Annotated in this window: 27 protein-coding genes and 1 pseudogene; 12 read left to right on the forward strand and 16 right to left on the reverse strand. The window is 50.3% G+C overall.

The window, feature by feature from the left end; genetic code table 11:
* Positions 1-55 precede the first annotated feature (55 nt).
* Positions 56-940: a D-hexose-6-phosphate mutarotase gene (locus OGX99_RS21640; RefSeq protein WP_151218984.1), complete on the forward strand. Its 885-nt coding sequence runs from the start codon at positions 56-58 to the stop codon at positions 938-940.
* 112 nt (positions 941-1,052) lie between these two features.
* Here OGX99_RS21640 and OGX99_RS21645 read toward each other — a convergent pair whose 3' ends face one another.
* Both OGX99_RS21645 and OGX99_RS21650 read right to left on the reverse strand, forming a co-directional pair.
* Complete coding sequence (locus OGX99_RS21645; protein WP_286545052.1) at positions 1,053-1,907, reverse strand: aldo/keto reductase; 855 nt, start codon at positions 1,905-1,907, stop codon at positions 1,053-1,055.
* 159 nt (positions 1,908-2,066) lie between these two features.
* The gene (locus OGX99_RS21650) at positions 2,067-2,813 is read right to left on the reverse strand and encodes a MipA/OmpV family protein (RefSeq protein WP_151218982.1); all 747 of its coding nucleotides are present in this window, start codon (positions 2,811-2,813) and stop codon (positions 2,067-2,069) included.
* Between the two features lie 433 nt (positions 2,814-3,246).
* Here OGX99_RS21650 and yeaG point away from each other — a divergent pair, with 433 nt between their 5' ends.
* The 5 genes from yeaG (at position 3,247) to OGX99_RS21675 (ending at position 9,434) form a co-directional block, all read left to right on the forward strand.
* Positions 3,247-5,181: a protein kinase YeaG gene (gene yeaG, locus OGX99_RS21655; protein WP_286545054.1), complete on the forward strand. Its 1,935-nt coding sequence runs from the start codon at positions 3,247-3,249 to the stop codon at positions 5,179-5,181.
* A gap of 195 nt (positions 5,182-5,376) precedes the next feature.
* Positions 5,377-6,660 (forward strand): YeaH/YhbH family protein, encoded by a 1,284-nt coding sequence (locus OGX99_RS21660; RefSeq protein ID WP_048214373.1) that lies wholly within the window; start codon positions 5,377-5,379, stop codon positions 6,658-6,660.
* Positions 6,661-6,812: 152 nt separating this feature from the next.
* Entirely contained in the window at positions 6,813-8,303 is a 1,491-nt protein-coding gene (dgcJ, locus tag OGX99_RS21665) for a diguanylate cyclase DgcJ (RefSeq protein ID WP_187252564.1), read from the forward strand.
* A 43-nt stretch (positions 8,304-8,346) separates the two neighbouring features.
* Positions 8,347-8,850: a YbaK/prolyl-tRNA synthetase associated domain-containing protein gene (locus OGX99_RS21670; protein ID WP_151218980.1), complete on the forward strand. Its 504-nt coding sequence runs from the start codon at positions 8,347-8,349 to the stop codon at positions 8,848-8,850.
* A gap of 137 nt (positions 8,851-8,987) precedes the next feature.
* Entirely contained in the window at positions 8,988-9,434 is a 447-nt protein-coding gene (locus OGX99_RS21675) for a DUF441 domain-containing protein (protein ID WP_003832453.1), read from the forward strand.
* Here the strand turns inward: OGX99_RS21675 and OGX99_RS21680 are convergent.
* Positions 9,411-10,209, reverse strand: a pseudogene (locus OGX99_RS21680) (AraC family transcriptional regulator). The gene OGX99_RS21675 and the pseudogene OGX99_RS21680 overlap by 24 nt on opposite strands.
* Before the next feature lie 99 nt (positions 10,210-10,308).
* On the opposite strand from OGX99_RS21680, the gene OGX99_RS21685 reads away from it, so the two are divergent.
* Complete coding sequence (locus OGX99_RS21685) at positions 10,309-11,496, forward strand: CynX/NimT family MFS transporter (protein WP_151218978.1); 1,188 nt, start codon at positions 10,309-10,311, stop codon at positions 11,494-11,496.
* Positions 11,497-11,531: 35 nt separating this feature from the next.
* Here OGX99_RS21685 and OGX99_RS21690 read toward each other — a convergent pair whose 3' ends face one another.
* The gene (locus OGX99_RS21690; RefSeq protein WP_151225351.1) at positions 11,532-12,239 is read right to left on the reverse strand and encodes a CTP synthase C-terminal region-related (seleno)protein; all 708 of its coding nucleotides are present in this window, start codon (positions 12,237-12,239) and stop codon (positions 11,532-11,534) included.
* A gap of 177 nt (positions 12,240-12,416) precedes the next feature.
* Between OGX99_RS21690 and OGX99_RS21695 the strand changes: the two genes are divergently transcribed.
* Positions 12,417-12,764, forward strand: a complete 348-nt coding sequence (locus OGX99_RS21695) for a DUF488 domain-containing protein (RefSeq protein WP_187252565.1) — start codon at positions 12,417-12,419, stop codon at positions 12,762-12,764.
* Positions 12,765-12,771: 7 nt separating this feature from the next.
* Here the strand turns inward: OGX99_RS21695 and OGX99_RS21700 are convergent, their stop codons facing one another.
* Positions 12,772-13,020: a putative hemolysin gene (locus tag OGX99_RS21700; RefSeq protein WP_187252566.1), complete on the reverse strand. Its 249-nt coding sequence runs from the start codon at positions 13,018-13,020 to the stop codon at positions 12,772-12,774.
* A gap of 186 nt (positions 13,021-13,206) precedes the next feature.
* On the opposite strand from OGX99_RS21700, the gene OGX99_RS21705 reads away from it, so the two are divergent.
* The 3 genes from OGX99_RS21705 to yoaJ are packed head-to-tail and all read left to right on the forward strand — an operon-like array spanning position 13,207 to position 14,455.
* Complete coding sequence (locus OGX99_RS21705; RefSeq protein WP_151225350.1) at positions 13,207-14,232, forward strand: GGDEF domain-containing protein; 1,026 nt, start codon at positions 13,207-13,209, stop codon at positions 14,230-14,232.
* A gap of 47 nt (positions 14,233-14,279) precedes the next feature.
* Entirely contained in the window at positions 14,280-14,378 is a 99-nt protein-coding gene (locus tag OGX99_RS21710) for a YoaK family small membrane protein (protein ID WP_032941789.1), read from the forward strand.
* Between the two features lie 2 nt (positions 14,379-14,380).
* Entirely contained in the window at positions 14,381-14,455 is a 75-nt protein-coding gene (gene yoaJ, locus OGX99_RS21715; RefSeq protein WP_099530266.1) for a protein YoaJ, read from the forward strand.
* Between the two features lie 47 nt (positions 14,456-14,502).
* On the opposite strand, the gene OGX99_RS21720 is transcribed toward yoaJ, so the two are convergent.
* Positions 14,503-14,751: a GlsB/YeaQ/YmgE family stress response membrane protein gene (locus tag OGX99_RS21720; RefSeq protein ID WP_151218974.1), complete on the reverse strand. Its 249-nt coding sequence runs from the start codon at positions 14,749-14,751 to the stop codon at positions 14,503-14,505.
* Between the two features lie 361 nt (positions 14,752-15,112).
* Between OGX99_RS21720 and fdhF the strand changes: the two genes are divergently transcribed.
* Positions 15,113-17,260 carry a formate dehydrogenase subunit alpha gene (fdhF, locus tag OGX99_RS21725; protein WP_151218973.1) on the forward strand — a complete coding sequence of 716 codons (2,148 nt, stop codon included), beginning with the start codon at positions 15,113-15,115 and terminating at the stop codon, positions 17,258-17,260.
* Positions 17,261-17,311: 51 nt separating this feature from the next.
* Here fdhF and OGX99_RS21730 read toward each other — a convergent pair whose 3' ends face one another.
* The 10 genes from OGX99_RS21730 to OGX99_RS21775 all read right to left on the reverse strand — a co-directional run bounded on the left by OGX99_RS21730 (position 17,312) and on the right by OGX99_RS21775 (position 25,133).
* Positions 17,312-17,956 (reverse strand): hypothetical protein, encoded by a 645-nt coding sequence (locus OGX99_RS21730; RefSeq protein ID WP_151218972.1) that lies wholly within the window; start codon positions 17,954-17,956, stop codon positions 17,312-17,314.
* A 216-nt stretch (positions 17,957-18,172) separates the two neighbouring features.
* Positions 18,173-18,355, reverse strand: a complete 183-nt coding sequence (locus OGX99_RS21735) for a DUF1869 domain-containing protein (protein WP_003840863.1) — start codon at positions 18,353-18,355, stop codon at positions 18,173-18,175.
* 3 nt (positions 18,356-18,358) lie between these two features.
* Entirely contained in the window at positions 18,359-18,721 is a 363-nt protein-coding gene (yeaR, locus tag OGX99_RS21740) for a DUF1971 domain-containing protein YeaR (RefSeq protein ID WP_151218971.1), read from the reverse strand.
* A 174-nt stretch (positions 18,722-18,895) separates the two neighbouring features.
* Positions 18,896-19,534 (reverse strand): leucine efflux protein LeuE, encoded by a 639-nt coding sequence (gene leuE / locus OGX99_RS21745; RefSeq protein WP_151218970.1) that lies wholly within the window; start codon positions 19,532-19,534, stop codon positions 18,896-18,898.
* 139 nt (positions 19,535-19,673) lie between these two features.
* Positions 19,674-20,324 carry a metal-binding protein ZinT gene (gene zinT, locus OGX99_RS21750; protein WP_286545060.1) on the reverse strand — a complete coding sequence of 217 codons (651 nt, stop codon included), beginning with the start codon at positions 20,322-20,324 and terminating at the stop codon, positions 19,674-19,676.
* Positions 20,325-20,408: 84 nt separating this feature from the next.
* Complete coding sequence (locus OGX99_RS21755; RefSeq protein WP_151218968.1) at positions 20,409-20,999, reverse strand: ATP-binding cassette domain-containing protein; 591 nt, start codon at positions 20,997-20,999, stop codon at positions 20,409-20,411.
* Positions 20,983-21,777: an ATP-binding cassette domain-containing protein gene (locus tag OGX99_RS21760; RefSeq protein WP_151218967.1), complete on the reverse strand. Its 795-nt coding sequence runs from the start codon at positions 21,775-21,777 to the stop codon at positions 20,983-20,985. Before OGX99_RS21760 ends, OGX99_RS21755 begins: the two co-directional genes overlap by 17 nt.
* Complete coding sequence (locus OGX99_RS21765; RefSeq protein ID WP_286545063.1) at positions 21,771-22,583, reverse strand: ABC transporter permease; 813 nt, start codon at positions 22,581-22,583, stop codon at positions 21,771-21,773. Before OGX99_RS21765 ends, OGX99_RS21760 begins: the two co-directional genes overlap by 7 nt.
* Positions 22,573-23,547, reverse strand: coding sequence for an ABC transporter permease (locus OGX99_RS21770; RefSeq protein WP_151219102.1), 975 nt, complete (start codon positions 23,545-23,547; stop codon positions 22,573-22,575). The genes OGX99_RS21765 and OGX99_RS21770 overlap by 11 nt, the downstream gene beginning before the upstream one ends.
* The gene (locus OGX99_RS21775; RefSeq protein WP_151225347.1) at positions 23,547-25,133 is read right to left on the reverse strand and encodes an ABC transporter substrate-binding protein; all 1,587 of its coding nucleotides are present in this window, start codon (positions 25,131-25,133) and stop codon (positions 23,547-23,549) included. Before OGX99_RS21775 ends, OGX99_RS21770 begins: the two co-directional genes overlap by 1 nt.
* Positions 25,134-25,379: the final 246 nt, after the last annotated feature.

Genomic DNA, 25,379 nt, shown 5'->3' on the forward strand with positions numbered 1-25,379 from the left:
TTCACTTGCCGCCGTCCTGCAACCCGAATTATTCAAGGTTAAAAAGGATTGCGTAATGATTAATAAAATTTTTGCACTTCCGGTAATCGAACAAATTACCCCTGTCCTATCCCGCCGTCAGCTTGATGAGCTTGAGGTTCTTGTTGTCGATCACCCACAGGTTAAAGCTTCTTTCGCGCTGCAGGGCGCACATCTTCTATCCTGGAAACCAAACGGCGAAGAGGAAGTCCTGTGGCTAAGTAACAATACCCCGTTCAAAACCGGCGTAGCGCTGCGTGGCGGCGTCCCCATTTGCTGGCCGTGGTTTGGCCCGGCGACTCAACAAGGTTTGCCTTCTCATGGTTTTGCTCGTAACTTGCCATGGACGCTGAAAGCGCACAATGAAGACGACAATGGCGTGGTCCTGACATTTGAGCTGCAAAGTAGCGCTGAAACGCGTCAGCTGTGGCCACACGAATTCTGCTTGCTAGCCCGCTTCAAAGTAGGCGCCACCTGCGAGATGGAACTGGAAGCTCACGGTGAGTTTGAAACCACCTCCGCGCTGCATACCTATTTCAACGTCGGTGATATTGCGGCAGTGAAAGTCAGTGGTCTTGGCGATCGCCTGATCGATAAAGTGAATGATGCTAAAGAAGATGTACTGGCTGACGGCATTCAGACTTTCCCAGACCGCACCGATCGTGTTTATCTGAATCCGCAAGCGTGCAGCGTCATTCATGATGATGCGCTGAATCGCAATATTAACGTGATCCATCACCACCATCTGAACGTTGTCGGCTGGAACCCGGGCCCGGCGCTATCCATTAGCATGGGTGACATGCCGGATGATGGCTACAAAACGTTTGTTTGCGTCGAAACGGCTTACGCGACCGAACCGCAGAAAACTACCGCCGAGAAACCGTCTCGCCTGGCGCAAACCATTCAGGTTGCTAAACGCTAAGATTGTATCCATTGCCTGAAACAGCTCAGAGCACCATGCCGGATGCGGCTAACGCCTTATCCGGCCTACAAACAACACGTAGCCGGAGACCTGAGCATCGTCATTTGACAAATCAGACCATATCCAGCGCCGTTTTACCTTTTGGGGCCGGATATGCCTCATCCAACAGCTTTAGTTCATCAACCGAGAGCATGATTTCCAACGCGGCAGCATTTTGTTCGACATGCGCTACGCTTGCCGCTTTTGGGATCGCCATCACGCCCGAAAGACGAATCACCCACGCCAGTAAAATCTGCGCGACGCTAACATGGTGTGTGTGTGCGATGTCGTTGACCACAGGGTTAGAAAGCAAGCCACTGCGCAATCGCCCCGCCTGAGCCAGCGGACTGTAAGCCATGACCGGCATCTGCTGCTGCTGGCACCACGGCAGTAAATCATATTCAATACCGCGCGATGCCAGATGATAGAGCACCTGGTTAGTTGCACATTCCCGCCCACCAGCGACCTGCCATAACGCCTGCATATCATCGTAATCGAGATTAGACACCCCCCAACGGCGAATTTTGCCCTGTGCGATAAGCACTTCCATGACGTCAACGGTCTCCGCAAATGAAAAATCTCCCGTCCAGTGCAACAAGTAGAGATCCAGATAATCGGTTTTCAGTCGGCGAAGACTCGCTTCACAAGCAGCAATGGCCTTCTGCCCACCCGCATTCCATGGGTAAACTTTCGAGACTAAAAAAGCGCTATCACGGCACCCCGTCAATGCTTCACCAACCACCTCTTCCGCTGCACCATCAGCATACATTTCGGCGGTATCGATCAGCCGCAGGCCGAGATCCAAACCAGCCCGCAGCGCAGATACTTCATCCCGGCGTCGGCCAGCATCCTCGCCCATATACCATGTACCCTGCCCAATAGCAGGAAGTGATACCTGTTTTGTAAACATCACCTGTTTCACGGTCATCGCACCCTCCTGTGTTGATGCACCACAGTAAAGCAAAACTACTGGCATATGTCCTGTTAAGGTGCACAAATTGCACCATCATGATCTGGGAGTTATCTTAATTTTAATGACGTAAAAAAGCCCGCATCTCAGCGGGCTAGTATTTGACACGCAGTGATATCAGAACTTGTAGGTCACACCCACCGAGAAGATGCCAGACCAGGATTTATCAACCATCGGGCTATCCTTCACTTCATCACTCAAACGCACATAACGGCCTGTGCCGTATACGTCCCAGTTGCCAAGGAAGTTATAGCTCGCAGTCAGCTCCAGGAACGGATCCCATCCATCGTCAGCGTTGTAGCTTTTCAGGCCACTGCGGCGAGACTCTTTATTGGAAACGCCATAATAATAGTCGTTGTAGTTTTCGCTGCTGTACTGCACACCGATACCCGGCGTCAGAGTCAGCGCACCATTGGTGTAACGGTAGAGCCAGGCCAGATCCCAGATAAAGCCGTTGCTGTTATCCAGGGTATCACCCGCCAGTGCGGTGCGCAGGAAACCATACTGGGTGTTATGTACATACGAGAGGCCAGCCATCAAGCTGCCTTTGCGCTTGTCGAGTTGGCGCAGAGCATGGCTATCGCTATCACCCGGCTTGAAGTGCGTCGGATCATAGTACGCCATGATGGAGAGCTTATCTGCCGTGTCATTCCACAGATAGTAGCCACCACCCAGACCGCGGAACCAGACGTTATCGCCTTCATAGGTAACAACCGGAACGGGATAAACATCGCGGTCATACTGTTTGTACGGGCTGTTAATCACGCCGACACCAGCACCAACAGTCCACTGACTTTCCGCCTGTGCGGTGCTAACTGCGGTTGCGGCAAGGACGCCCAATGCCAGAAGTTTGAGTTTGGTCACAGTCCATAATTCCTTATTCAAATGTGTAGCGGTCAAAGTGTAACCGCCAATACGCTTCAACCCAACTATTTTACGTATTCCCCCCAGAATGTAACCCCCTAATTTCTCAGCGAGTGATGACAATTTGCTTGCAGGAAGGTGAACACCGCATGAATCCTGCCCCATATCTTTACATTAGATGTGCTTTTTTTGCCGATGAGTTATTGATATGCCATTGAAATTCATTTGCGCGCACAGGCAAGTTTTGCAAATGCCATCTACGCTTAATTTTAGAAGGTGTATCACCGAATACGTTGATCTCCTGACCACCACAATGGCATGAGAGTTGCTTATTTCTTCGGCAACGACGTCGTTCAGTTTACCTCTTCAGGGGCCTCTACTATTCATATGAACGGCTCTTAACATGTGCTAAAAAACGAAAGGACGGCATACCATGAATATATTCGATCACTATCGCCAGCGTTATGAAGCTGCCAAGGACGAAGAGTTCACACTGCAGGAGTTTCTTACCACTTGTCGGCAAGATCGCAGTGCTTATGCCAATGCGGCTGAGCGGCTATTAATGGCTATTGGTGAGCCTCTCATGGTCGACACTGCCCACGAACCTCGACTTTCTCGACTCTTTTCGAATCGGGTGATTGCACGGTATCCCGCATTTGAAGAGTTTTACGGCATGGAAGATGCCATTGAGCAGATTGTTTCTTATTTGAAGCATGCGGCTCAAGGTCTGGAAGAGAAGAAGCAGATTTTGTATCTGCTGGGGCCTGTGGGAGGGGGGAAATCATCTCTTGCTGAACGGCTGAAGTCGCTGATGCAGCGAGTACCGATTTATGTCCTGAGTGCCAACGGCGAACGTAGCCCGGTAAACGATCATCCATTATGCCTGTTTAATCCGCAGGAAGACGCGCAAATTCTGGAAAAAGAGTATGGGATCCCGCGTCGCTATCTCGGGACGATCATGTCGCCCTGGGCTGCGAAACGTCTGCATGATTTTGGCGGGGACATTACAAAATTCCGCGTTGTCAAAGTCTGGCCGTCTATTCTGGAGCAGATCGCTATCGCTAAAACAGAGCCTGGTGATGAAAACAACCAGGATATCTCTGCGCTGGTCGGGAAAGTGGATATTCGTAAGCTCGAACACCACGCCCAAAACGATCCTGATGCCTACGGTTATTCGGGCGCACTGTGCCGTTCAAACCAGGGGATTATGGAGTTCGTTGAGATGTTTAAAGCACCGATTAAAGTGCTGCATCCTCTGCTGACCGCAACCCAGGAAGGAAACTACAACGGGACAGAAGGTATCTCTGCCCTGCCGTTTAACGGGATTATTCTTGCCCACTCGAACGAGTCCGAATGGGTGACGTTCCGTAATAACAAAAACAATGAGGCGTTCCTTGACCGTGTTTACATTGTCAAAGTGCCTTATTGCCTGCGGATCTCCGAAGAGATCAAAATTTACGAAAAACTGCTTAATCATAGCGAGCTGACCCATGCACCTTGCGCTCCGGGGACGCTGGAAACGCTCTCTCGCTTTACCATTCTTTCTCGCCTGAAAGAGCCGGAGAACTCGAGCATTTACTCGAAGATGCGCGTTTATGATGGTGAAAGCCTGAAAGATACCGATCCTAAAGCGAAATCCTATCAGGAGTATCGGGATTACGCCGGGGTCGATGAGGGAATGAATGGTCTGTCAACGCGTTTCGCGTTTAAGATCCTCTCACGCGTCTTTAACTTTGACCATGCCGAAGTGGCAGCTAACCCTGTGCATCTGTTTTACGTACTGGAGCAACAAATCGAGCGTGAACAATTCCCGCAGGAGTTAGCTGAACGTTATCTTGAATTCCTGAAAGGCTACCTGATCCCGAAATATGCTGAATTCATCGGTAAAGAGATCCAGACGGCTTATCTCGAATCTTATTCCGAATACGGACAGAACATTTTCGACCGTTATGTCACCTATGCGGATTTCTGGATTCAGGATCAAGAGTATCGCGACCCGGATACCGGTCAACTGTTTGACCGTGAGTCGCTGAACTCAGAACTGGAGAAAATTGAGAAACCGGCTGGTATCAGTAACCCGAAAGATTTCCGTAACGAGATAGTCAATTTTGTTCTGCGTGCCAGAGCGAATAACAGCGGTCGTAATCCAAACTGGACCAGTTACGAAAAACTGCGCACGGTTATTGAGAAGAAAATGTTCTCCAATACCGAAGAACTGCTGCCGGTCATTTCGTTCAATGCGAAAACCTCGACTGACGAGCAGAAAAAGCACGACGATTTTGTCGACCGTATGATGGAAAAAGGCTACACACGTAAACAGGTGCGTTTACTGTGCGAATGGTATTTGCGCGTACGTAAATCATCTTAACAACATAAACGGCCCGGAAAATTTTATCCATTTACCGGGCCAACAGTTCTTCTGTACGCGAAATCATTCAAGAGGTATCAGGGCGGCAAATGAGTGAATCCCCAGGAGCGTACATAAGTACGTGACTGGAGTGAGCCAACGCAGAGACAACTTGAAGGATGAAGCGTAAGTTGGCAAATGCAGTACGGGGGGCTTATGACCTGGTTTATTGACCGGCGTCTTAACGGCAAGAACAAGAGCACGGTAAACCGCCAGCGCTTTTTACGCCGTTATAAATCGCAAATTAAACAGTCGATCTCCGAGGCCATTAACAAGCGTTCGGTGACTGATGTGGATAGCGGCGAATCTGTCTCTATTCCTACCGATGATATTAGCGAACCGATGTTTCATCAGGGGCGTGGTGGACTGCGCCATCGTGTGCATCCGGGTAACGACCATTTTGTACAGAACGACCGTATTGAACGCCCGCAGGGCGGAGGCGGCGGTTCAGGCAGCGGGCAAGGCCAGGCCAGCCAGGACGGCGAAGGACAGGATGAGTTCGTCTTCCAGATCTCTAAAGATGAATATCTCGATCTGTTGTTCGAAGATTTAGCACTGCCTAACCTGAAGCAGAATCAGCAGCGCCAGTTAACGGAGTATAAAACGCACCGGGCAGGTTTTACCTCTAACGGTGTGCCGGCCAACATCAGCGTGGTGCGCTCACTGCAAAACTCACTGGCACGCCGTACGGCCATGACCGCAGGTAAGCGTCGCGAGCTGCACGCGCTTGAAGCGGATTTGGAAACCATTGCCAAAAGTGAACCCGCGCAGTTGCTGGAAGAGGAACGGTTACGCAAAGAGATTGCCGAATTACGGGCAAAAATCGAACGCGTACCGTTTATCGACACCTTTGATTTACGCTACAAAAATTATGAAAAACGGCCCGATCCTTCCAGCCAGGCGGTGATGTTCTGTCTGATGGACGTTTCCGGCTCAATGGATCAATCGACCAAAGATATGGCTAAGCGTTTTTATATCCTGCTGTACCTGTTCCTGAGCCGGACCTACAAAAACGTGGAAGTGGTTTATATTCGCCACCATACCCAGGCGAAAGAGGTGGATGAGCATGAGTTCTTCTACTCTCAGGAAACCGGGGGAACCATTGTTTCCAGCGCGTTGAAGCTAATGGATGAAGTGGTAAAAGAGCGCTACAACCCGGCGCAGTGGAACATCTATGCCGCACAGGCTTCGGACGGTGATAACTGGGCGGATGATTCACCGTTGTGTCATGAAATTCTGGCGAAAAAACTGCTGCCGGTAGTGCGGTATTACAGCTATATCGAAATCACTCGCCGCGCTCACCAGACCCTGTGGCGTGAATACGAACATCTGCAATCAACCTTTGATAACTTTGCGATGCAGCATATTCGCGATCAGGATGATATTTACCCAGTATTTCGCGAACTGTTCCATAAGCAAAGTACAACCAGTAATAATTGACCGACAACAATCAGCCGTAGCTCTGGCTCCGGCTGATTGTATTCCTCTTTCCAGAATAGTGACATTTTGCAATGGTTTATCCCGCCGCTCCGTTAGAGCGTTACTGGTGCATGTGCTAAAATCGCATCTCTACTCCAGGGCTGTAAATCATTATGAAATTGCATCATAAAGCGCTCAGGCTCTTTATCTCCGTAAGCGTAATTGTTTTGACGTCTTCTTTTTTGGTTTATGAGCTCATTGCCAGCGATAAAGCAATGAATGCGTATATGCGCTATATCAATGAGAAAGCCGATTCATCGTTTCTTTATGATAGGTATACTAATCAAAGCATTGCAGCCCATCTGATGCGCACATTTTCATCCCCCAAGGAACCCGCTTCTGTCGAACAACAAAAAACACTTTGCAACGCTTTCGACAGCGTGAACGGCACTCATGGGCTCAATCTCATAGAGCATAACTACCCGCTTTTGCACGGAACGCTGCAAACCACCTCAACGAAATGTAGCGAAAAACTTGAAGACATATTCCTGCTGCCCTCTTTTGATAAGGCGGTCAACGCTAATCGAGAACAGAAAGATTACGGTCAGGGTTTAGGTACGCTGGAGTATAAATTCAGATATTACGTCGACCTCAAAAATAATTACGTCTATTTTTATGACCGGATCGACTCGCGCCAATTTGCGATACATAACTGGACATTTTTGCAAAAAGGCAGCCTGGGCATCGACCAGAATGATATTGACGGTATTTTCACTGGGCGCACGGTGATCTCCAGTATTTATCAGGATAACCTGACCGGGAAAAAGGTGATGAGCTTTTTAACGCCGGTCTACTATACCGGTAAGTTAAAAGGTGTAGTAATGGTGGATATCAACAAAGAGAATTTAAAGAATATTTTTTATACCAGCGACCGGCCTCTGGTCTGGCGCTATCTTAACGTTACGCTCTCGGATATCAGCTCCGGTAGAGAAATCCTCGTTAACCAAAGTGAGACTGACCTGTTTCACTATGTTCACTACGAGAAAGACATTCCAGGTGGAATACGAGTCACCTTATCACTTGATTTAATGTATTTTATTGTCTCGTCCTGGAAAATCTTCGCTTTCTATCTGCTGGCAACAATTCTGCTGTTGAATTTGGTCAGAACGCATTTTCGCTTGTATCACAACGTCACGCGCGAAAATATCAGTGACGCAATGACCGGACTCTACAATCGGAAAATTTTAACCCCTACGCTCGAACAACGTTTGCAGCAGTTGGTCAATGCGGGCACTCTCGTTACTTTTATCGCCATCGACTGCGATAAGCTGAAAGTCATCAATGATACATTAGGGCATAAAGAAGGCGATCGGATTATCACCCATCTGGCCAAAGCCATTCAAAGCTCTATTCGCAAAAGCGATTATGCCATCCGCCTCGGTGGCGATGAGTTTTGTATTATCCTCATTGACCACCCCAGTGATTTAACGCCCCGCCTGCTGGAAAGGATTCGCTATAACTTAAAAATTATTGCGCATGATATATCCATCAGCTTCTCCACCGGGGTTTATAATATGCAGCCGAACGACACTATTGATGATGCTTACAAAGCATCTGATGCACAACTTTATCTGAACAAACAGAAAAAACGCGCCGGTGTGTGATTATTTTTCTGCAGGATTTTCATTGTTGTACCAGGAGTCAGTCATGACGGAAGTGAACAAAGGTAACGCAACGCATGAGCGTTTAATTTCGCTGTTATCAGAGCAAGGCGCAACGTACCGCGTGGTAAGCCATGAAGCCGTCGGCAAATGTGAGGCGGTTTCTGAAATTCGCGGCACCGCACTTGGCCAGGGAGCAAAAGCCCTGGTCTGTAAGGTCAAAGGCAATGGCGTTAATCAGCATGTGCTGGCAATTCTTCCCGCGGACCAGCAGGCCGACCTCAGTTTGTTAGCGGGTCATATTGGTGGGTTAAGAGCATCGCTTGCCAGCCCGGCGGAAGTCGATGCACTGACAGGCTGCGTTTTTGGCGCGATCCCACCGTTTAGCTTCCATCCTAATCTCAAACTGGTTGCCGATCCGCTATTGTTTGAGCGTTTCAATGAAATTGCGTTTAATGCCGGGTTGCTGGAAAAATCTGTGATCATGGATACCACAGATTATCTGCGTATCGCGCAACCTGAATTAATCCCTTTCCGCCGCGAGCAATAACGGTTGGCGTTAGCAGTAAAAAACGTCGCCTCGTGCGTTAGCCAAAAAAAAATCATAATCATAAAAAAAGCCTGTTCCGTCACGCGTTTACGCGTACAGTAAACAGGCTTATTATTTCTTCTGGTAAGGAAACTACGATGTTTGATGTCACTCTGCTGATCCTCCTCGGACTGGCAGCTCTGGGCTTTGTCAGCCACAACACCACTGTCGCTGTTTCAATCCTGGTGCTGATCATTGTTCGAGTTACCCCTCTCAATACTTTCTTCCCATGGATAGAAAAACAGGGTCTGACCGTCGGGATTATCATTCTGACCATTGGCGTCATGGCGCCAATAGCCAGTGGAACGCTACCGCCCTCCACGCTCATCCACTCCTTTGTGAACTGGAAATCACTGGTCGCTATTGCCGTTGGGGTATTTGTCTCATGGCTCGGCGGGCGCGGCGTCACGCTTATGGGCAGTCAGCCCCAGCTTGTTGCAGGTTTACTGGTCGGCACGGTATTGGGCGTGGCGCTCTTTCGCGGTGTGCCGGTGGGACCGCTCATTGCGGCAGGTCTGGTCTCATTGATTGTTGGGAAGCAGTAGCCAGCCCCGCCAGATAACGGCCTGGTGTTTGCCCCAGGCCTTTTTTGAACATGGTGATAAATGCTGTGGTCGAATCGTAACCGAGCATTTGCGCAACCTGTTGCACGTTATGACCATCTATCAGCGCCTGCAGCGCAAGAATCAGTTGAAGCTGGTGACGCCAGCGACGAAAGCTTAATCCTGTTTCCCTGACAACCAGACGGGCAAGGTTTCGCTCACTCATCGCAAATTCGCTGGCCCATTGCCCTAGCGTTTGCCACTGCGCAGGCTCCCGCGCCATCGTCTCCACCATTCTGCGGATTTTCGGGTGATCGGATACCGGCAATTGCATTTGCTCCTGCGGCTGCTGCGGGAGTTCATCAAATAACACCTGCGTCAACCGCTGGGTTACCGGTTCCAGTCGTTGAGCATCCGTTTTGGACGCCAGCGCCAGAATGAGTTCCCGACATAATGGGGCGATTTTAAGCGTGCAACAGCGTTCAGGCATCACGACCGCCTGCGGTTCAATAAACAGAAAACATAATTGCGCGCCCACTGTAACATGGTTGCTGTGTGGAATTTCGCCGGGGATCCACACCGCATATTGCGGAGGCACCATCCACATGGCGTTTTCAACCTCACAAGTGATCGCGCCATGCAGCGCCAGGATCAATTGCCCCTTACGATGCTGATGCAGAGGGCTGAAAAGTTCATCTTCCCGAGCCTGAATACAAAATGCGACCGCTGCATCATGATGCAAATCGGGTTCATAACCATCCAGTCTCAGCCCCAACATAATAATGTCCTATTTTAGCGATAAACTGTCATTTTAGCTTGATTCATCCATAGTGTAAAAACGCTAAAGTATCGCCTCGCCTGACGATATGAGAAAAAAATGATTACTACACCCTCCTCCCGCGGCAAAAACACAGTGCTGCTGATCGCGGGGATCCTGATGATTGCCACCACACTGCGTGTCACCTTTACCGGAGCGGCCCCATTGCTGGATGCCATTCGCGCCGACTACGGCCTGAGTACCGCCCAGACGGGACTTCTGACCACTCTGCCGCTGCTGGCCTTCGCGCTGGTATCCCCCCTGGCTGCCGCCGTTGCGCGCCGTTGGGGCATCGAACGCAGCCTGTTTGCCGCTATGCTGTTGATTTGCGCAGGTATTGCGATACGTTCGCTACCTTCGTCAGGATTCCTGTTTAGCGGTACTGCCACCATTGGGTGCGGTATCGCTCTGGGAAATGTGCTACTACCCGGGTTGATTAAGCGCGATTTTTCCCAACATGTGGCAAAACTCACTGGCGCATACTCGCTGACCATGGGCGCGGCGGCCGCACTGGGTTCGGCCATTGTAGTACCGCTGGCATTAAGTGGATTTGGCTGGCGCGGGGCGCTGATGGTTCTGATAGCCTTTCCACTTCTGGCGCTGATTATCTGGTTGCCTCAATGCCGCCAGACCGCTCATGCCAGTCTGAGTAACTCGCGCGCCTTGCATTCCCGCGCAATCTGGCGCTCTGGCCTCGCCTGGCAAGTGACGCTGTTTCTGGGGATCAACTCCCTTGTCTATTACGTCATCATCGGCTGGCTACCCGCCATTTTAATTAGCCATGGCTACAGTGAATCTCAGGCCGGTTCGTTGCATGGTTTACTGCAGTTGGCAACTGCCGCGCCGGGGTTATTGATTCCCCTCATTCTGAACAGATTTAAGGATCAGCGCGCCATCGCCGCTCTGGTTTCGTTAATGTGCGCTATCGGCGCGGCGGGATTCGCCCTCATACCCGACCAGGCTTTGCTGTGGACCATACTGTTTGGTTTTGGCTCAGGCGCGACTATGATCCTCGGCTTGACCTTTATTGGCCTGCGCGCAAGCTCGGCGCATCAGGCTGCGGCCTTGTCCGGCATGGCACAGTCTGTCGGGTATTTATTGGCCGCCTGCGGGCCACCGCTGATGGGGAAAATTCACGACCTCAACGGGAGCTGGCTGATGCCGTTAGCCGGGGTCGCCGTGTTGGCAATGCTGATGGCGGTATTTGGTCTGTGTGCGGGACGCAATCGGGAGATAGCGAGCGCATAATGCAGCGGGCAGGTGGTGATCGACCAGCCCGTTTTTTATCCTCGCGCAGCGCGCAGCATCGCCTGAACTAACGGCACGGGTTTTCCCACCAGTGCCCCACGTTCATGCTGAAAGAGTGTGCCGACATAAAAAGGATGCGTCACCAACTCAATGGCGCGAATATCACCTGCTTCATCCCAACCGGTAACACGAAGATCGCCGCTCTCCAGCAAAGCGGCAAAATCTTCCGATACGCCATAGTTGCAGTGGTATCCCTCCGAGATAACATCCCGTCCGTAGGCTTTGGCAATCAGCGTATTGGCACGCAGTTCAATATCATCCGTTTTTTCTACCAGCGAACAGCTCAACGGTGCGATCACTATCCGACCCGTGGTATCTGTTTCCGCATGGGCGGCATCGCTCCAGCCCAGCACATTGCGGGCATACTCCAGAATCGCATGCTGAAAACCGCCACAGGTTCCCAGGAATGGGATGCTGTTTTCACGCGCATAGCGTATCGCGATCAGCGCCCCTTCCAGGTGGCGATAAGGACTGCCTGGCACGACCCAGATGGCATCATAGCCAACCAGATCCTCACTGCTGCTGATATCAGATGTGGTTAGCCAGTCATAATCAGCCACTAATTCCAGGACGGCAGCAGCATCATCGATGGCAAGAGGAATCGCCTGATGCGCCACAATATCGGGGTTGTAATCGCCCACCAGCGCAATGCGAAGCGTATCTTTAATCGGGGAAATTTCCATTAAACTTTCCTTATGTCCAGACAATGAGGGACACTATAAGGAGCCTCAGCCTACCGATTTTTTGTTGGTATCACAATCCCTTAAATTGGGAGGCAGGGCTGGTCGAATGCTATAATGGTCACGTTTTACGATCTTATTTTACCGTATTAGCAATGGCGTAATGGAGCGGATGAAGAGATGAATATTCAGTGCAAACGCGTGTATGATCCGGCAGAAAAAAGTGATGGGTATCGTGTACTGGTCGACCGGTTGTGGCCTCGTGGGGTGAAAAAGAGCGATCTTATTTTCAACGAATGGAATAAAGTACTTACCCCGTCATCTGATTTACGCAAGGCATTCCACGCGGAGCTGCTCGATTTCTCGCATTTTTCTGAGCAATATCGCGCTGAACTGGCTCAACAGCAGCAGGAAGGAAAGCGTCTTGCAGAGATTGCCCGAAAGCAAACCTTAACGCTACTGTATGCGGCGAAAAATACCCAGCAAAACCACGCGCAGGTGCTGGCAGACTGGCTACGTCAATGCTGACCGTGTATCACTTGACCGTGGTGGGATGATCTCTGCGCCAGAGCGCCCATTCATCAATCACTTCCCCACCAGGTAGTTTGCAGTCTGACCTTACGCCTTGTGGAGTCTGCACCGCAATCAGCGAACCTCCCTTTTGTTCGCAATACACCGATGCCGGATTCGCCATGCCTATTTTTGGCGGTTTGGGGGCGTCAGGCTGCGTGGTACATCCTGCCAGCACCAGCAAGCCGGGCAAAACAATAGTCGTAAGTTTCATCTCTACTCCTGTTTAAAAGCATTATTCCGGCAGATTACCCCGACTTCCCTTCTATCTCCATGTTTAACGTTACGATTTCAATTTTGTGATTACATTTCAGCCAGGAACGCGTGTTTCATCTTGCTCCCGGATGTTCTATCATGCGCCCACATCAGCCCTGTCATCACTCAAGAGTATTTACACCTCATGTCGGACATGATCCTCGCCAGAGTCTCACAATCCTTAGCCATGGAGCAGTCAGTTGAGAGTCTGGTTCGCCAACTTCTGGAGATGCTGGAAGTGGTGACAGAGATGGAATCCACCTATTTAACCAAGGTTGATTTAGATGCCCGCCTGCAGCATATTTTGTACGCGCGTAATAGCCGACAAATGCAAATCCCCGAAGGGCTGTCCGTACCGTGGGATGAGACGTTGTGCAAACTCGCCATAGATGAAAACTGTCTGTACAGCGACAACGTACCCACACGCTGGCCGGAATGCAGTGCTGCCCGCGCGCTGGAAATCACCACCTTCCTGAGTACTCCGGTTCATCTTCCCGACGGCACTTTCTACGGAACACTCTGTGCTACCAGCCGCCGCCAGCATGCGTTGAGCGAACGTGGTGAACAGGTGTTGCATCTGTTTGCCGGACTTATCGCCCAGTCGATTCAAAAAGAGTCGCTGGTGGCACAGCTACGCGAAGCGAACGCCGCGCTGGTTGCTCACTCCTACACTGATGCCCTGACCGGATTACCGAATCGGCGCGCAATTTTTGAAAACGTCGAGACACTTTTCTCGCTCGCCCAACATCTTAGACAGAAAATAATCTTTGCCTATATTGATTTGGATGATTTCAAATTGATTAACGATCGATTTGGTCATGAGATCGGCGACCAGTTTCTAATCCAGATTGGGCAGCGCCTACTCCGTGAATGCGGTGACAATGATATTCTTGGTCGACTGGGCGGTGATGAATTTTTAGTCGTTAGCTTGTCACCGGAAGATGACAAGGAGCAGCGCGATCGCCTGCAGCAGGTGAAAAATCAGTTGCAGCAGCAAATTTGCGGCGACTATCACCTGGGCGACATTCATTTGTTTTATCCTGGTGCCAGTCTGGGCGTGGTGGAAATCGATCCGCTGGAGACGGATATAAACTGTGCGCTTCATCTCGCAGACAGTGCAATGTACAAGGATAAAAAGCGTCAGGATAAAACCACTTTTGTCGTACATTAACCCCTGCTATGCTGACCCGTCTTTAAATAACCCTGGCAGATAATCGTATGCGACTCGGTATTATTTTCCCCGTCATCATTTTCATTTCCGCTGTCGTTTTCTTATCCTGGTTTTTTATTGGCGGCTACGCTGCGCCGGGAGCATAACGATGAAAAAAACAACGCTCATTATGATTGGCGTGGCTATCATCGTCGTTCTGGGAACAGAACTGGGCTGGTGGTAATCTGAAAAAGGCCACTTATCAGTGGCCTTTTTTGTCAGTATGTTTGCTTAGCTTTTGATTTTTCTGTAGATAAGCAGCACCACAATTGCGCCGATAACGGCTACGACGAAACTGCCGAAGTTGAAACCATCGACTTTACCAAAACCAAAGAAGGTACTGATCCACCCCCCTACTACCGCACCAACAACCCCTAAGATAATGGTCATAAAGAATCCGCCGCCATCTTTACCCGGCATAATCCATTTTGCCAAAATCCCAGCGATAAGACCGAAAATCACCCATGAAATGATGCCCATAATATCCCTCACTTATGTTTTTAAGTTAACGATTCGCTCGTTGTATAAAAGCATAGCATAGCGCTGAAAAATTAAAATTTGTGATGAGCATCACCTGACATTTTCATCTTTTTCTGATCTTTCATAAGGTTAAACCATTCAATGGCGGAACTTGCCCTGACGTAGCTCGTCATTAATGTCGAATCGTCAGTCATTCAGGTTTGTCTCATTCCCCCTCAGCACCTGCAATTGCTGGGTTTTCACTTCTGGCACACTTTATGCTTTAACAGTCCGTCACTATGACAAATCGTAGTCCGCGATGCGTATCGCGTGGCTCCGTTTACAATTCGCGCTATTTCAGCATTTAACAGGTCTGTTATTGATGAAAAAAATCACCAGTGTATGCCCATACTGTGGGGCCGGGTGCAAGCTCAAGCTTGTTGTGGAAAATAACAAAATCATCCGCGCCGAGGCCGCAGAGGGGGTAACGAACCAAAATCAGTTATGCCTGAAAGGCTACTATGGTTGGGACTTTCTTAACGACACTCGCCTTCTGACTCCCCGTCTGACTCGCCCGATGATCCGGTATGAAAAAGGTGGAAAATTCACTCCCGTTAGCTGGGATGAAGCTATTCGTTACACCGCAAAACGCTTATCTGAAATCAAAAATACCTATGGTCCCCGTGCCATCATGACTACCGGGTCTTCACGTGGAACAGGGAATGAGACCAACTACGTGATGCAAAAGTTCGCGCGTGGCGTTCTCCATACCAACAATGTCGATTGCTGTGCCCGTGTATGCCACGGCCCTTCCGTTGCCGGGTTACAGGAAACGTTAGGCAATGGTGCCATGAGCAATTCCATCAGCGACATTGAAAACTCAAAATGTCTGCTGATCTTTGGTTATAACTGTGCCGACTCGCACCCCATAGTGGCCCGCCGGGTAATTAAAGCTCGCCAAAACGGCGCAAAAATCATTGTCTGCGACCCACGTCGTATTGAAACTGCTCGTATCGCAGACCAACATTTGCAATTGAAAAACGGTTGCAATATGGCCCTGGTCAACGCCTTTGGCCATGTTCTCATCGATGAGCAACTCTACGATCGCGAGTATGTACAAAAGCATGCGGAAGGACTGGAAACATACTGGGAAACCGTGAAGGACTATGCGCCTGAAGCCGTTGAACATTTGACGGGCGTTCCCGCACAGCAGGTTCGTCAGGCGATGCGTACTTTTGCCGCTGCGCCATCGGCAACCGTGATGTGGGGAATGGGTGTCACCCAGTTTGGTCAGGCCGTTGACGTGGTTCGAGGCTTGTCGAGTCTGGCGTTGCTGACCGGTAATCTGGGACGCCCTAACGTCGGCGTTGGTCCGGTGCGTGGGCAAAATAACGTCCAGGGCGCGTGCGATATGGGAGTGCTACCTAACCAGTTCCCAGGGTATCAGGACGTGACCGACTTCACCGTCAGGGAGAAATTCGCCAACGCCTGGGGGATTGATGTTAATCAGATGGATGACAAGGTTGGGACCCGCATCACCGAAGTTCCGCATCTGGCTATCGAAGGCAAAATTAAAGCCTACTACATCATGGGGGAAGATCCGTTGCAAACCGAGGCTGATTTGGGTCTGGTTCGCGAAGGCTTTAACGCGCTCGATTTTGTCGTCGTGCAAGATATCTTCATGACCAAAACAGCGGAAATGGCTGACGTCCTCCTGCCAGCCACCTCCTGGGGCGAACACGGTGGCGTCTTTACCTGCGCCGATCGCGGCTTCCAGCGTTTTGAAAAAGCGATTGAACCCTCAGGTGACGTAAAGCGTGACTGGGAGATCATCAGCCTGCTGGCCAGCGAAATGGGCTATCCCATGCAGTATCAAAGTAACCAGCAAATCTGGGATGAGATGCGCGAACTATGCCCTCTGTTCTACGGCGTAACCTATGAGAAAATGGGTGAGATGGGCCATGTGCAGTGGCCATGCCCGGAACTCGATCACCCCGGTACCCCTTACCTCTATGCGAACAGCCAATTTGATACCGCTAATGGCAAAGGCAAACTGTTTGCCGCACAGTGGCGAGCGCCCGCAGAAGTTCCTGATGAAAAATATCCACTGGTACTGTGTACGGTGCGTGAAGTTGGGCACTACTCCTGTCGCTCAATGACCGGCAACTGTGCAGCGCTGCAAGCCCTGGCAGATGAACCAGGGTATGTGCAAATCAATACCCATGATGCAGAAAAATTAGGTATTCGTCATCGTGACCTGGTATGGGTCAGTTCGCGTCGAGGTAAGGTCATCAGCCGCGCGGATGTCTCCGATCGCATTAACGTCGGAACGGTGTATATGACCTATCAATGGTGGATTGGCGCATGTAACGAGTTAACCCAGGATAACCTCGATCCTATTTCAAAAACGCCGGAAACCAAGTATTGCGCCGTAAATATTGAGCACATTAGCGATCAGGGATGGGCAGAAAAGTATGCCGCACAAACGTATAGCGACATGAAATCACGCTTGTGTGAGGCCATTGGGTAAGTCACCACCAGGCCGCCTGAGTCTGGATCCCCAGACTCAGGCATTTTCTCGTTACTTCGCCAGTTGTGGTTCACTAAAACGAATGGTAGCTGATTCCACCTGCTTATCCCGCTGCATAAAACCGAGGTTCATCAGGAACAATCCTGCCATAAACGGGAGTTCATACAGCTCTTCAATGAGATCGCCGTACTGCGCATTGTGCAAAAAGATAGGGGCCAGCAGACGATGATGCTCTACCGTATCGGATATCAAAAATGCACAGATGGTGATCGCTAATAGCCACAGCGGTAGCGGTTCATTGCGTAAGCGACAGGCAATATCCTGGCGTAAGTGTTTTGATATCAGGACAGGCAGAATAATCATCGCAATCAATACCACTGAGATAGCTCTGAACAGAAGTTTAGGTTGATCAGGGAAATAATCACGGCCCCAACTGGTACTGCGACCCAGCAACACCAACCACCATACAGCCGCCCAAAGCCAAAATTGCTTCTCGCCTTCGGGACGTGATAAGGGCCGGATGTAGCTGAGAGTAAAAAGCGCACCAAACAGCAGCCATAACGCCTGGCCATTCTCAATCCATCTGACGACAGTACCGTTGAGCAAAGGTAGATTCCAGTTCGCAGTGAACGGGATCGTTACGATGACCAGCCCAAGAATGAAAGTAGGTAATGTTAGTCGGGTATTCAGTTTCATAAGCGAGGTTCTGTATTGTGACTGTTTCACGATCATAACCCCTGTGAATGATCCAACATTAGCAATCAATGCGGATTTCTTAAGGTATTCTTAATAAATCTTTTTACGAATATTTCCCGGATAGCACGGATAAAAAAAACCGCGCTGCGCCGTCAAAACGCAGTGCGGTTTATAAATCAAAAACGATGATATTCAATCAGAAGCAGAGGCTAACATCTACCAACCGCAGACATCGTGCTCATTCTCGGTATCGTATGAACGTACCGTATTGACCAGGTCCTTAACCACTTCAGCGGCCACATCCGGAATCAACAGCGTCATCGGCGCTTCAGTTTCATAATCGACTGACACACCATTGCTGTTATTGGTCACTGTTACGGTATAGGTTGCTTTGCCCATGATTTACTCCTTGCCGGTACGCACGACTTTTCGTTGATTTGCAGTCTCCATCAGAATTTCCGGGGCAACAAAAAAGTCGATATTAAAGTAAGTATCGTCGGTCATCACTTCAATGTTATGCCATTTTTCCGGCGGAAAAACGCCAAACTGACCGGCTTCAATCACCATCACCTGTACTGGCTCCGGGCTGTGTTCATCTGCGTATCCGAGATATTTGACCGCCCCCTGCATAACCGAAAGTCGAGGATAAACCCCGGCACGGGTTCCTTTATCAAGGTGGCGTTCGAAAATTCCGGCAGGCGCCGTTTCTTTGTTCCAGAATGGAGTAGAGCGTGTATGGATATGGTTCTGTGGAATTTGAAGCATTTTTCTTCCCTTTTCCAGTCGACAACCAGCGAGTTCTTTCTGAACCGCTGCTGTACACAGGGTACGCCTCTAAATATACATTTAAAATACCATTTATTGGTTATAACAATACAAATGTAAATGAATTGCAGTACGTAATATTGAAGGCCCGCCGTAATCAACGGGCCAATGGCATCACGACTGAAGCGTGGCCAGACGAGCAGCAAAACCAACGAAAATCAGACCGATAAGAGAATTGCCCACTTTGGCCAGTTTCTTTTTCGTACGGATATACTGCGTCACGAACGCGCCAGAGAAAATAAGAAAGCTCAGATAGAAAAAGCTCACTATCTCAAGCGTAATAGCCAGAATAAAGAATGACAGCCCTGAGTGCGGCGCATTGACATCAATAAACTGCACGAAGAACGAGACATAAAAAAGAATAGCTTTGGGATTGGTCAGGCTCAGAATTAATGCTCGTTTAAAAATAGCACCAAACGGGACTTCCTCAGGCGTCGCATCGCCAGCCCTCGATTTGAGTGTTGCATACAGGATTTTCGCGCCAAGATACAGCAGATAAAACGCGCCGAGATAGCGAACAATGTTGAACAAAACAGGCGTTGTTTTAATCAATGCGGCAACACCGGCATAAGCCAAAAACATCAGTACGGCATCACCGATAAACACACCGCTGGCGGCGAGATATCCGCCCTTTACTCCCCGCCCGACGCTATTTTTCAGCACAAATATTGTATTTGGCCCCGGTACCAGCACGATAAAAATAGCCCCTACCAGGTACGTCCAGTAATTCAGAACTCCATACTCTGCGAACACATTAACCTCTTCCTGAAAAAACACATGCACTTGCTGCGAGACAATATGCTAACGAATGCATCGGGTGATGGAAAGAGAAGGTTATTAATTAAAAAACCCGCCACTGGCGGCGGGTGTGTACAGATAAGTTTAGTCCGGCTTAATGGTGCAGCATCTCATCCACGACCTCTTCGCCCTTTAACTGATAAGGATAGTAGGTAGGCCAATTTTCCATCTCTTCCAGCAAGGCGGCTTGTGAGGTATTTCCCATAAAAATATGGAAATGGCTGGACTTACGCGGCGCGATAATATGATCGCTGAATTGTACGTATTTTGGTGCTTTGCTGTCAGCGTCTTTACACTCAAACAGATAACGTACACCTTTCTTGCCTGATTTATAGTGCAGTATTTTATACCCGGCGTAGTCGTATTTACACGATACAACCTGACTACCGGTGTGAAATTCCATCACGTCATTTTCGATGCCAATGGTGTCTACGTTAGTTGCATAACCTTTACGGTAGTACTCTTTAATTTGTTCTGCCGTTTTGCTTTTGTCTTTCTCCGCTTTCTTTTTGAATACCGGATCAAGCTCACCGCTGCTCAGATACGGATAGACTGATTGCCACATGCCATCCCAGTCGGTCAGTGCCCTGTTTTGTACCTGGTTGTCATCAAACACCCCTTCCGATGCCTTTTGTTCCGCTTCACTCATCGGCGCACCATGGGAATGATGACCGTGCGCCATAACCGAACCACTGACTAAAAGCATCCCCAGAGCGATTGTCAGTTTTTTAATACGAATAGCCAAAATTTCACCCTCAAATCATTTGCGAGTGAAATGTTATAATATAACATATCAATTTAATCAATAGACCAACTGAAAGCCCTTGCCTTACTCTTCAATAAGTTTCCTGGAGCAGACCTGATCAAGCAACGCCTGCTGATGGCTGATAATCAGCATAGCCAATGGCCGACGCTGACATTCTTCAAGCAGCAGCGCCCAGATATCTCTTTGAATGGAAGGGTCGAGCTGGGCGGTAATTTCATCGGCAATAAGAAAACGCGTCCGCGGATCCAGTGCGCGAAGTATGGCGATGCGCGCCAGTTCACCGCCAGAAAGCTGTCCTGGACGGCGAGTTAACCACTCAGGGTTAATATGAAGACGGGTAAGCATTTCCGCATCAGGTAGCCAGGCATCATGAACCGCATCGCCAGTACTGCGTCGGGGATTAAAGGTTAATTCCGGATGTTGCGGCACCAGCTGCACCGGGCAATATTGGTGCATCGGCAGCGGTTGGTCATCGATCAGGATCTCGCCTGAAGTCGGTTTTTGCCAACCCGCCAGCACGCGCCCCAGCGTCGTTTTGCCTGTTCCGCTAGGGGCACAAACTCCTATGCGTTCTCCAGGGCGCAGAGAGAAGGTCAGATTTTGCCACAAAACCCGTTCTCCCTGGCGAATGGTCACATCACGACAGCACAGCATCCCGCTCTCCAAAAAGTTGACTTATTTCAGGTAGCGCCCGCCATTGACGTTGCAGATGCTCGCTGATCTCTCCGCGTAACAACTGCTCTCTGCTGACGTTATCCGACACCCTTCCTTGATGCAGCGCGACAATGCGGTCCGCATGGCGGGCTGCCAGTGTGAGATCGTGCGTTACCCATAACACGCCAGCCCCTTTCTCACAAAGCTCGCGCAGTTGTTCAAGCAGTTGATTAGCCAACGGTGCATCAAGCCAGGCGGTAATTTCGTCCGCCAGAATATAACGAGCCTGACTCAGTGACGCGTGACAGGCCAGAACACGTTTCGCCATACCACCAGAAAGCTGCCGCGGGAAAGCATCTAATACACGGCTTTCCAGTTGGCTACGTTTGAGCAATTGGTCAATCTTCCCGGCATTCCACTCCTTGCCGGAGAGATGACTTGCCCTGCGCAGATGCTTTTCAATCGAGAGTAGCGGATTAAGCGCCTGAACGCCTTGCGGGACATAGCTGAAAGTATTGCCACGACATTTGCGAATATCCTCGCTGTCCAGCGTTTTACCCTCCAACGTGATAGCGCCGTGGAAGCGCAAATTGTCCGGTAAGAGATCGAGAAGGCATTGCAGCAGCAGGCTCTTACCCTCCCCGCTTCCTCCAACTAACGCCACCATCTGGCCGGGAGCCACGTCGAAAGAGATATCCTGCAACAGCGAAGACCAGTTTCGCGCGCCGTACCAGCGATAACGCGCCACCTCCAGCGAGACCTGCCTTAAACTTAACATGCGCCACCTCGTAACCATAAACGATGCACCGCCCTTGCGAGCTGATCGAATAACATCACCAGACTGAACAGCATCAGCCCCGGAAACAGCACTAACCACCAGTCGCCATGACTGATAAATCTCAGCGCATCCGCCAGCAGCAGTCCCAGTGACGGTTCATGAGGCGCCAGTCCAAAACCGAGGAAGCTTAACGCCGCGCTATGCAACACCGCGTGGGGAAACATCAGCAGTGTTCCCGTTAGCCATTGGGGTAACAAAGCGGGTAGATAGTGATGTCGCCAGCAGTAAAAATGTCCGTGTCCCAGACGCCAGGTCAACGTCAGATAGTCACTGTGCGCCACGCGCTGCGCTTCGGCACGCAGGATCAGAGCCAGACGCGGCCAGTGGGTCAGCGCAACTGCCATAATCACGCCGTTTTTCCCACCACCTAGCGTAAAACAGATCAAAATGAGCAACAGCAGATGCGGCATCGACAGCATGGCATCGGTAATCAGGCGCATAAACACATCCAGACGCGGATGCATACGCGAAACAGCCGCCATCATTAATGCAATGAAACCGCTGCACAGGGCCGCGCCAATACCAATTTGCAGACTGGTTAACGCGCCCTGAAAGCAACGGATCCAAAGATCACGACCGAGATTATCGGTGCCAAACCAGTACAACGCATCAGGCGGTAAATGCCGGGCAAGCAGATTAACGCTTAATGGGTTATCCAGCGTCGTCGCGCCATACACCGCAATGCCCAGCAGGCAGCTAAAAGAGAACAAAAGACGAATCAGCGTCGGCGTCGGGTTATAGAGCATCAGGTCGCTCCAGAGCACGGTTCAACGCATGAACAAGCCAGGTAGACACCGAGTTGCCAATGAAAACCAATACGGTACTGAACAACACAATTCCCATCAGTAACGGCAGATCGCCACGTAATCCGGCATCAATAGTGGCCTGCCCCAGTCCTGGATAAGCAAACACTTTTTCTGCCAGTAGTGCGCCGCCCAGCAGTTCACCCAGTGAGGCAAACTGCAGGCACAGCGCTGGCGTGATGGCGTGGCGCAAAACCTGATGGCGCAACAGCGACCAACCTTTGTCTCCCTGAGAACGCGCAAAACGAACAAATTCGCTTTTCATCACGCTGGCGATACTTTCCCGCGTATGGAGCGTAATTTGTCCCAGGCCCAACAAACTGAGCGCGCAAACGGGAAGCACCAGGTGGCGTAGACGTTCACTCAATGTTGCCATATCACCGCTATTGCCAGGCTCCCATGCACAGCAGACCGGAAAGACCGGCCAGCGCACGGCAAATAACGCCAGCAACAGCATGCCAATCCAGAAGGTCGGCAACGAAGAAAGCAGATAGCTCAGGCGACAGATTGCTTTATCCGGCCAGCGATTCAGATAGCGTCCCGCAACAAATCCCAGCATCGTTCCAAGTATTCCTGACAGCAGCCACGCGCCGCTTAGCAGTGCAAACGAGGTCGCAAAGCGCTCCTTGATCACGCTGGCAACCGGCGCGTTAAACAACATTGAGTAGCCGAGATCGCCCTGTAATACCCGGACAAACCAGTGCCCAAAACGCTCCCATAGCGGTTGGTCCAATCCCCAGCGAGCCGCAATACGCGCGTATTGTTCCGGCGGCACGTGCAGGAGATCGTTACCGATATAAGCCCGAATCGGATCAACAGGAGAAAAGCTGAGCAGCATAAAAGTGCCAGCCGCAACCAGCACTAATAACACCATCAGCCGTAGAAAATGGCCTACAACAGACTTCATCAACGGCAGGTCCAGGTCCATTCATCCAGATTATTGAGCAGTGACCAGCTACCGTGAATTTCCGGTGCGCCTTTGCCAAGATCAATGCACGGATTTGCCAGGTAAGTGTGCTGAATATTCAGCAGCCATGCCCAGGCCGCATCCCCTTGTACACCTGCTCCTTGCTTGCCATCCCATTCCACTTGTTGCCAGAACGGCAACGCTTTTTGCCAGTCTGGAGCGTCAATTGCCTGTTTAAGATGCTGCTCCACGGCGGGATTGCTGTAATACCCTGGATTGTAGTATTCCACGCCCGCAGCCTGATTGCTGTAGTGATGGAAAAGCTCCATCGGATCCAGGCTTCCCCAGCCAAACAGCGTCGGGTTGGCATGCATATGCCGCTCAACGGTTTCCCAGCTTCCGGATTGCAGAGAAATCTGAATACCCACTGGCTCCAGCATCGCACGTACGGCTTCGGCTAAATCCCGACGCGTGCTGTCACCGCTGGCGTACCACAACGTCAAGCGAGCTTCTTTACCGTCTTTCACTCGTACACCGTCTTTACCCACCTTCCAGCCGGCTTCTTCCAGAATCGTTCGCGCTTTTTCGCTATCGCCATCTTTGAACGCAACTGATTGTCCCTGCCATGGCAGACCCTGAACCGCGCTATACGCCGGAATCGCATGACCTTCCATAACCTGATCGGCAAGCTGCTTGCGGTCGATGGCGTAGTTGATGGCACGTCTGATGGCAACATCGGCCGTGATATCGTTACCGACCGGATAACCGTTAGCATCTTTTTTACCCGCAGGAACCATCGGGAACACAATGCCGCGATTTTCCACGCTGTCGCGAACCCAAAGCTTCAAATTCTGCTGCTGAGGGGCAACCGCCATCGAAGGTGCAATGCGCACCAGTCCCAGTTGACCACTGCGCGCTGCGGCATAAGCGTTATCTTCATCAAGGAAAACAAACACCAGCTTACTGAAATCATTTTTCTTGCCGGCATACCAAGGGTTAGCCTCCACGATCAATTGCTGACCCGGCTGAAAGCTCACCAGTCGATACGGACCCGCACCAATCGGATTTTTCGCAAATGTTTTTTCGTCATACCGTTTTTCCGGAACAATGCCTAATGAACCGAGCACATTCACAAAAGTACTTTGCGGGCTACGCAACGTAATTTCTACCGTACGGTTATCTTTCAGGCTGGCATGGGCGAAGTTACCCATATCGATTTTGCCGCCGCTTTTTGCGGCTTTGTTATAAGTGAAGACCACATCTTCAGCAGTTAACGGGGAACCATCAGAGAATTTAAGGTCGGGTTTTAACGTCAACGTCCAGGTTTTGCCATCAGCGCTGGTTTCTACTTTTTCCGTCAGCAGGTTTCCCCAACTCATATCAGCATTTTGTTTTAATAATGGTGCATGCAAAAGCAAATAGCTGCCATGACTCCATCCCAGCATCGGGTCAAACCCCTCCGTTGGCTCTGGTCCAATTGCCAGCTTTAACGTCTGTCCTTCGCTGGCATTTTGTGCAGCAAAGAGTGGTGAGGTTAATGCGAGAGTCAATGCGCACGTCAGCAGTGCCAGCTTGCCTTTGATCATTATTTTTTCCAGATTTGCGTTATTTTTATACCGCCGAACGACTGATAGCCGTTTAACGGCCTCCTGGGGATAGGATTATGGCGGACAGAAATGACGAAAAAAATGATGCGGCGCAGAAAAGTATGACGATTTTCTAAAATTATCATACTTTTTTCTGATACTCCGTTATGAGTACGACCTGAATCTCAGAAAATTGAGTAAACCTTAGCCATGTATTCAATGCCATATTAATCACAGACTAATAGT

The sequence above is a fragment of the Citrobacter sp. Cu096 genome, assembly GCF_030332285.1.
In the GTDB taxonomy this organism is placed as follows: Bacteria; Pseudomonadota; Gammaproteobacteria; order Enterobacterales; family Enterobacteriaceae; genus Citrobacter; species Citrobacter meridianamericanus.

What these genes read in the sequence shown, in the direction of transcription:
- OGX99_RS21640 (WP_151218984.1), top strand. Translation starts at nt 56, where the DNA reads ATGATTAATAAAATTTTTGCACTTCCGGTAATCGAACAAATTACCCCT.
- OGX99_RS21645 (WP_286545052.1), bottom strand. Translation starts at nt 1,907, where the DNA reads ATGACCGTGAAACAGGTGATGTTTACAAAACAGGTATCACTTCCTGCT.
- yeaG (WP_286545054.1), top strand. Translation starts at nt 3,247, where the DNA reads ATGAATATATTCGATCACTATCGCCAGCGTTATGAAGCTGCCAAGGAC.
- OGX99_RS21660 (WP_048214373.1), top strand. Translation starts at nt 5,377, where the DNA reads ATGACCTGGTTTATTGACCGGCGTCTTAACGGCAAGAACAAGAGCACG.
- dgcJ (WP_187252564.1), top strand. Translation starts at nt 6,813, where the DNA reads ATGAAATTGCATCATAAAGCGCTCAGGCTCTTTATCTCCGTAAGCGTA.
- OGX99_RS21670 (WP_151218980.1), top strand. Translation starts at nt 8,347, where the DNA reads ATGACGGAAGTGAACAAAGGTAACGCAACGCATGAGCGTTTAATTTCG.
- OGX99_RS21675 (WP_003832453.1), top strand. Translation starts at nt 8,988, where the DNA reads ATGTTTGATGTCACTCTGCTGATCCTCCTCGGACTGGCAGCTCTGGGC.
- OGX99_RS21685 (WP_151218978.1), top strand. Translation starts at nt 10,309, where the DNA reads ATGATTACTACACCCTCCTCCCGCGGCAAAAACACAGTGCTGCTGATC.
- OGX99_RS21690 (WP_151225351.1), bottom strand. Translation starts at nt 12,239, where the DNA reads ATGGAAATTTCCCCGATTAAAGATACGCTTCGCATTGCGCTGGTGGGC.
- OGX99_RS21695 (WP_187252565.1), top strand. Translation starts at nt 12,417, where the DNA reads ATGAATATTCAGTGCAAACGCGTGTATGATCCGGCAGAAAAAAGTGAT.
- OGX99_RS21700 (WP_187252566.1), bottom strand. Translation starts at nt 13,020, where the DNA reads ATGAAACTTACGACTATTGTTTTGCCCGGCTTGCTGGTGCTGGCAGGA.
- OGX99_RS21705 (WP_151225350.1), top strand. Translation starts at nt 13,207, where the DNA reads ATGTCGGACATGATCCTCGCCAGAGTCTCACAATCCTTAGCCATGGAG.
- OGX99_RS21710 (WP_032941789.1), top strand. Translation starts at nt 14,280, where the DNA reads ATGCGACTCGGTATTATTTTCCCCGTCATCATTTTCATTTCCGCTGTC.
- OGX99_RS21720 (WP_151218974.1), bottom strand. Translation starts at nt 14,751, where the DNA reads ATGGGCATCATTTCATGGGTGATTTTCGGTCTTATCGCTGGGATTTTG.
- fdhF (WP_151218973.1), top strand. Translation starts at nt 15,113, where the DNA reads ATGAAAAAAATCACCAGTGTATGCCCATACTGTGGGGCCGGGTGCAAG.
- OGX99_RS21730 (WP_151218972.1), bottom strand. Translation starts at nt 17,956, where the DNA reads ATGAAACTGAATACCCGACTAACATTACCTACTTTCATTCTTGGGCTG.
- OGX99_RS21735 (WP_003840863.1), bottom strand. Translation starts at nt 18,355, where the DNA reads ATGGGCAAAGCAACCTATACCGTAACAGTGACCAATAACAGCAATGGT.
- yeaR (WP_151218971.1), bottom strand. Translation starts at nt 18,721, where the DNA reads ATGCTTCAAATTCCACAGAACCATATCCATACACGCTCTACTCCATTC.
- OGX99_RS21755 (WP_151218968.1), bottom strand. Translation starts at nt 20,999, where the DNA reads ATGCTGTGCTGTCGTGATGTGACCATTCGCCAGGGAGAACGGGTTTTG.
- OGX99_RS21760 (WP_151218967.1), bottom strand. Translation starts at nt 21,777, where the DNA reads ATGTTAAGTTTAAGGCAGGTCTCGCTGGAGGTGGCGCGTTATCGCTGG.
- OGX99_RS21765 (WP_286545063.1), bottom strand. Translation starts at nt 22,583, where the DNA reads ATGCTCTATAACCCGACGCCGACGCTGATTCGTCTTTTGTTCTCTTTT.
- OGX99_RS21770 (WP_151219102.1), bottom strand. Translation starts at nt 23,547, where the DNA reads ATGAAGTCTGTTGTAGGCCATTTTCTACGGCTGATGGTGTTATTAGTG.
- OGX99_RS21775 (WP_151225347.1), bottom strand. Translation starts at nt 25,133, where the DNA reads ATGATCAAAGGCAAGCTGGCACTGCTGACGTGCGCATTGACTCTCGCA.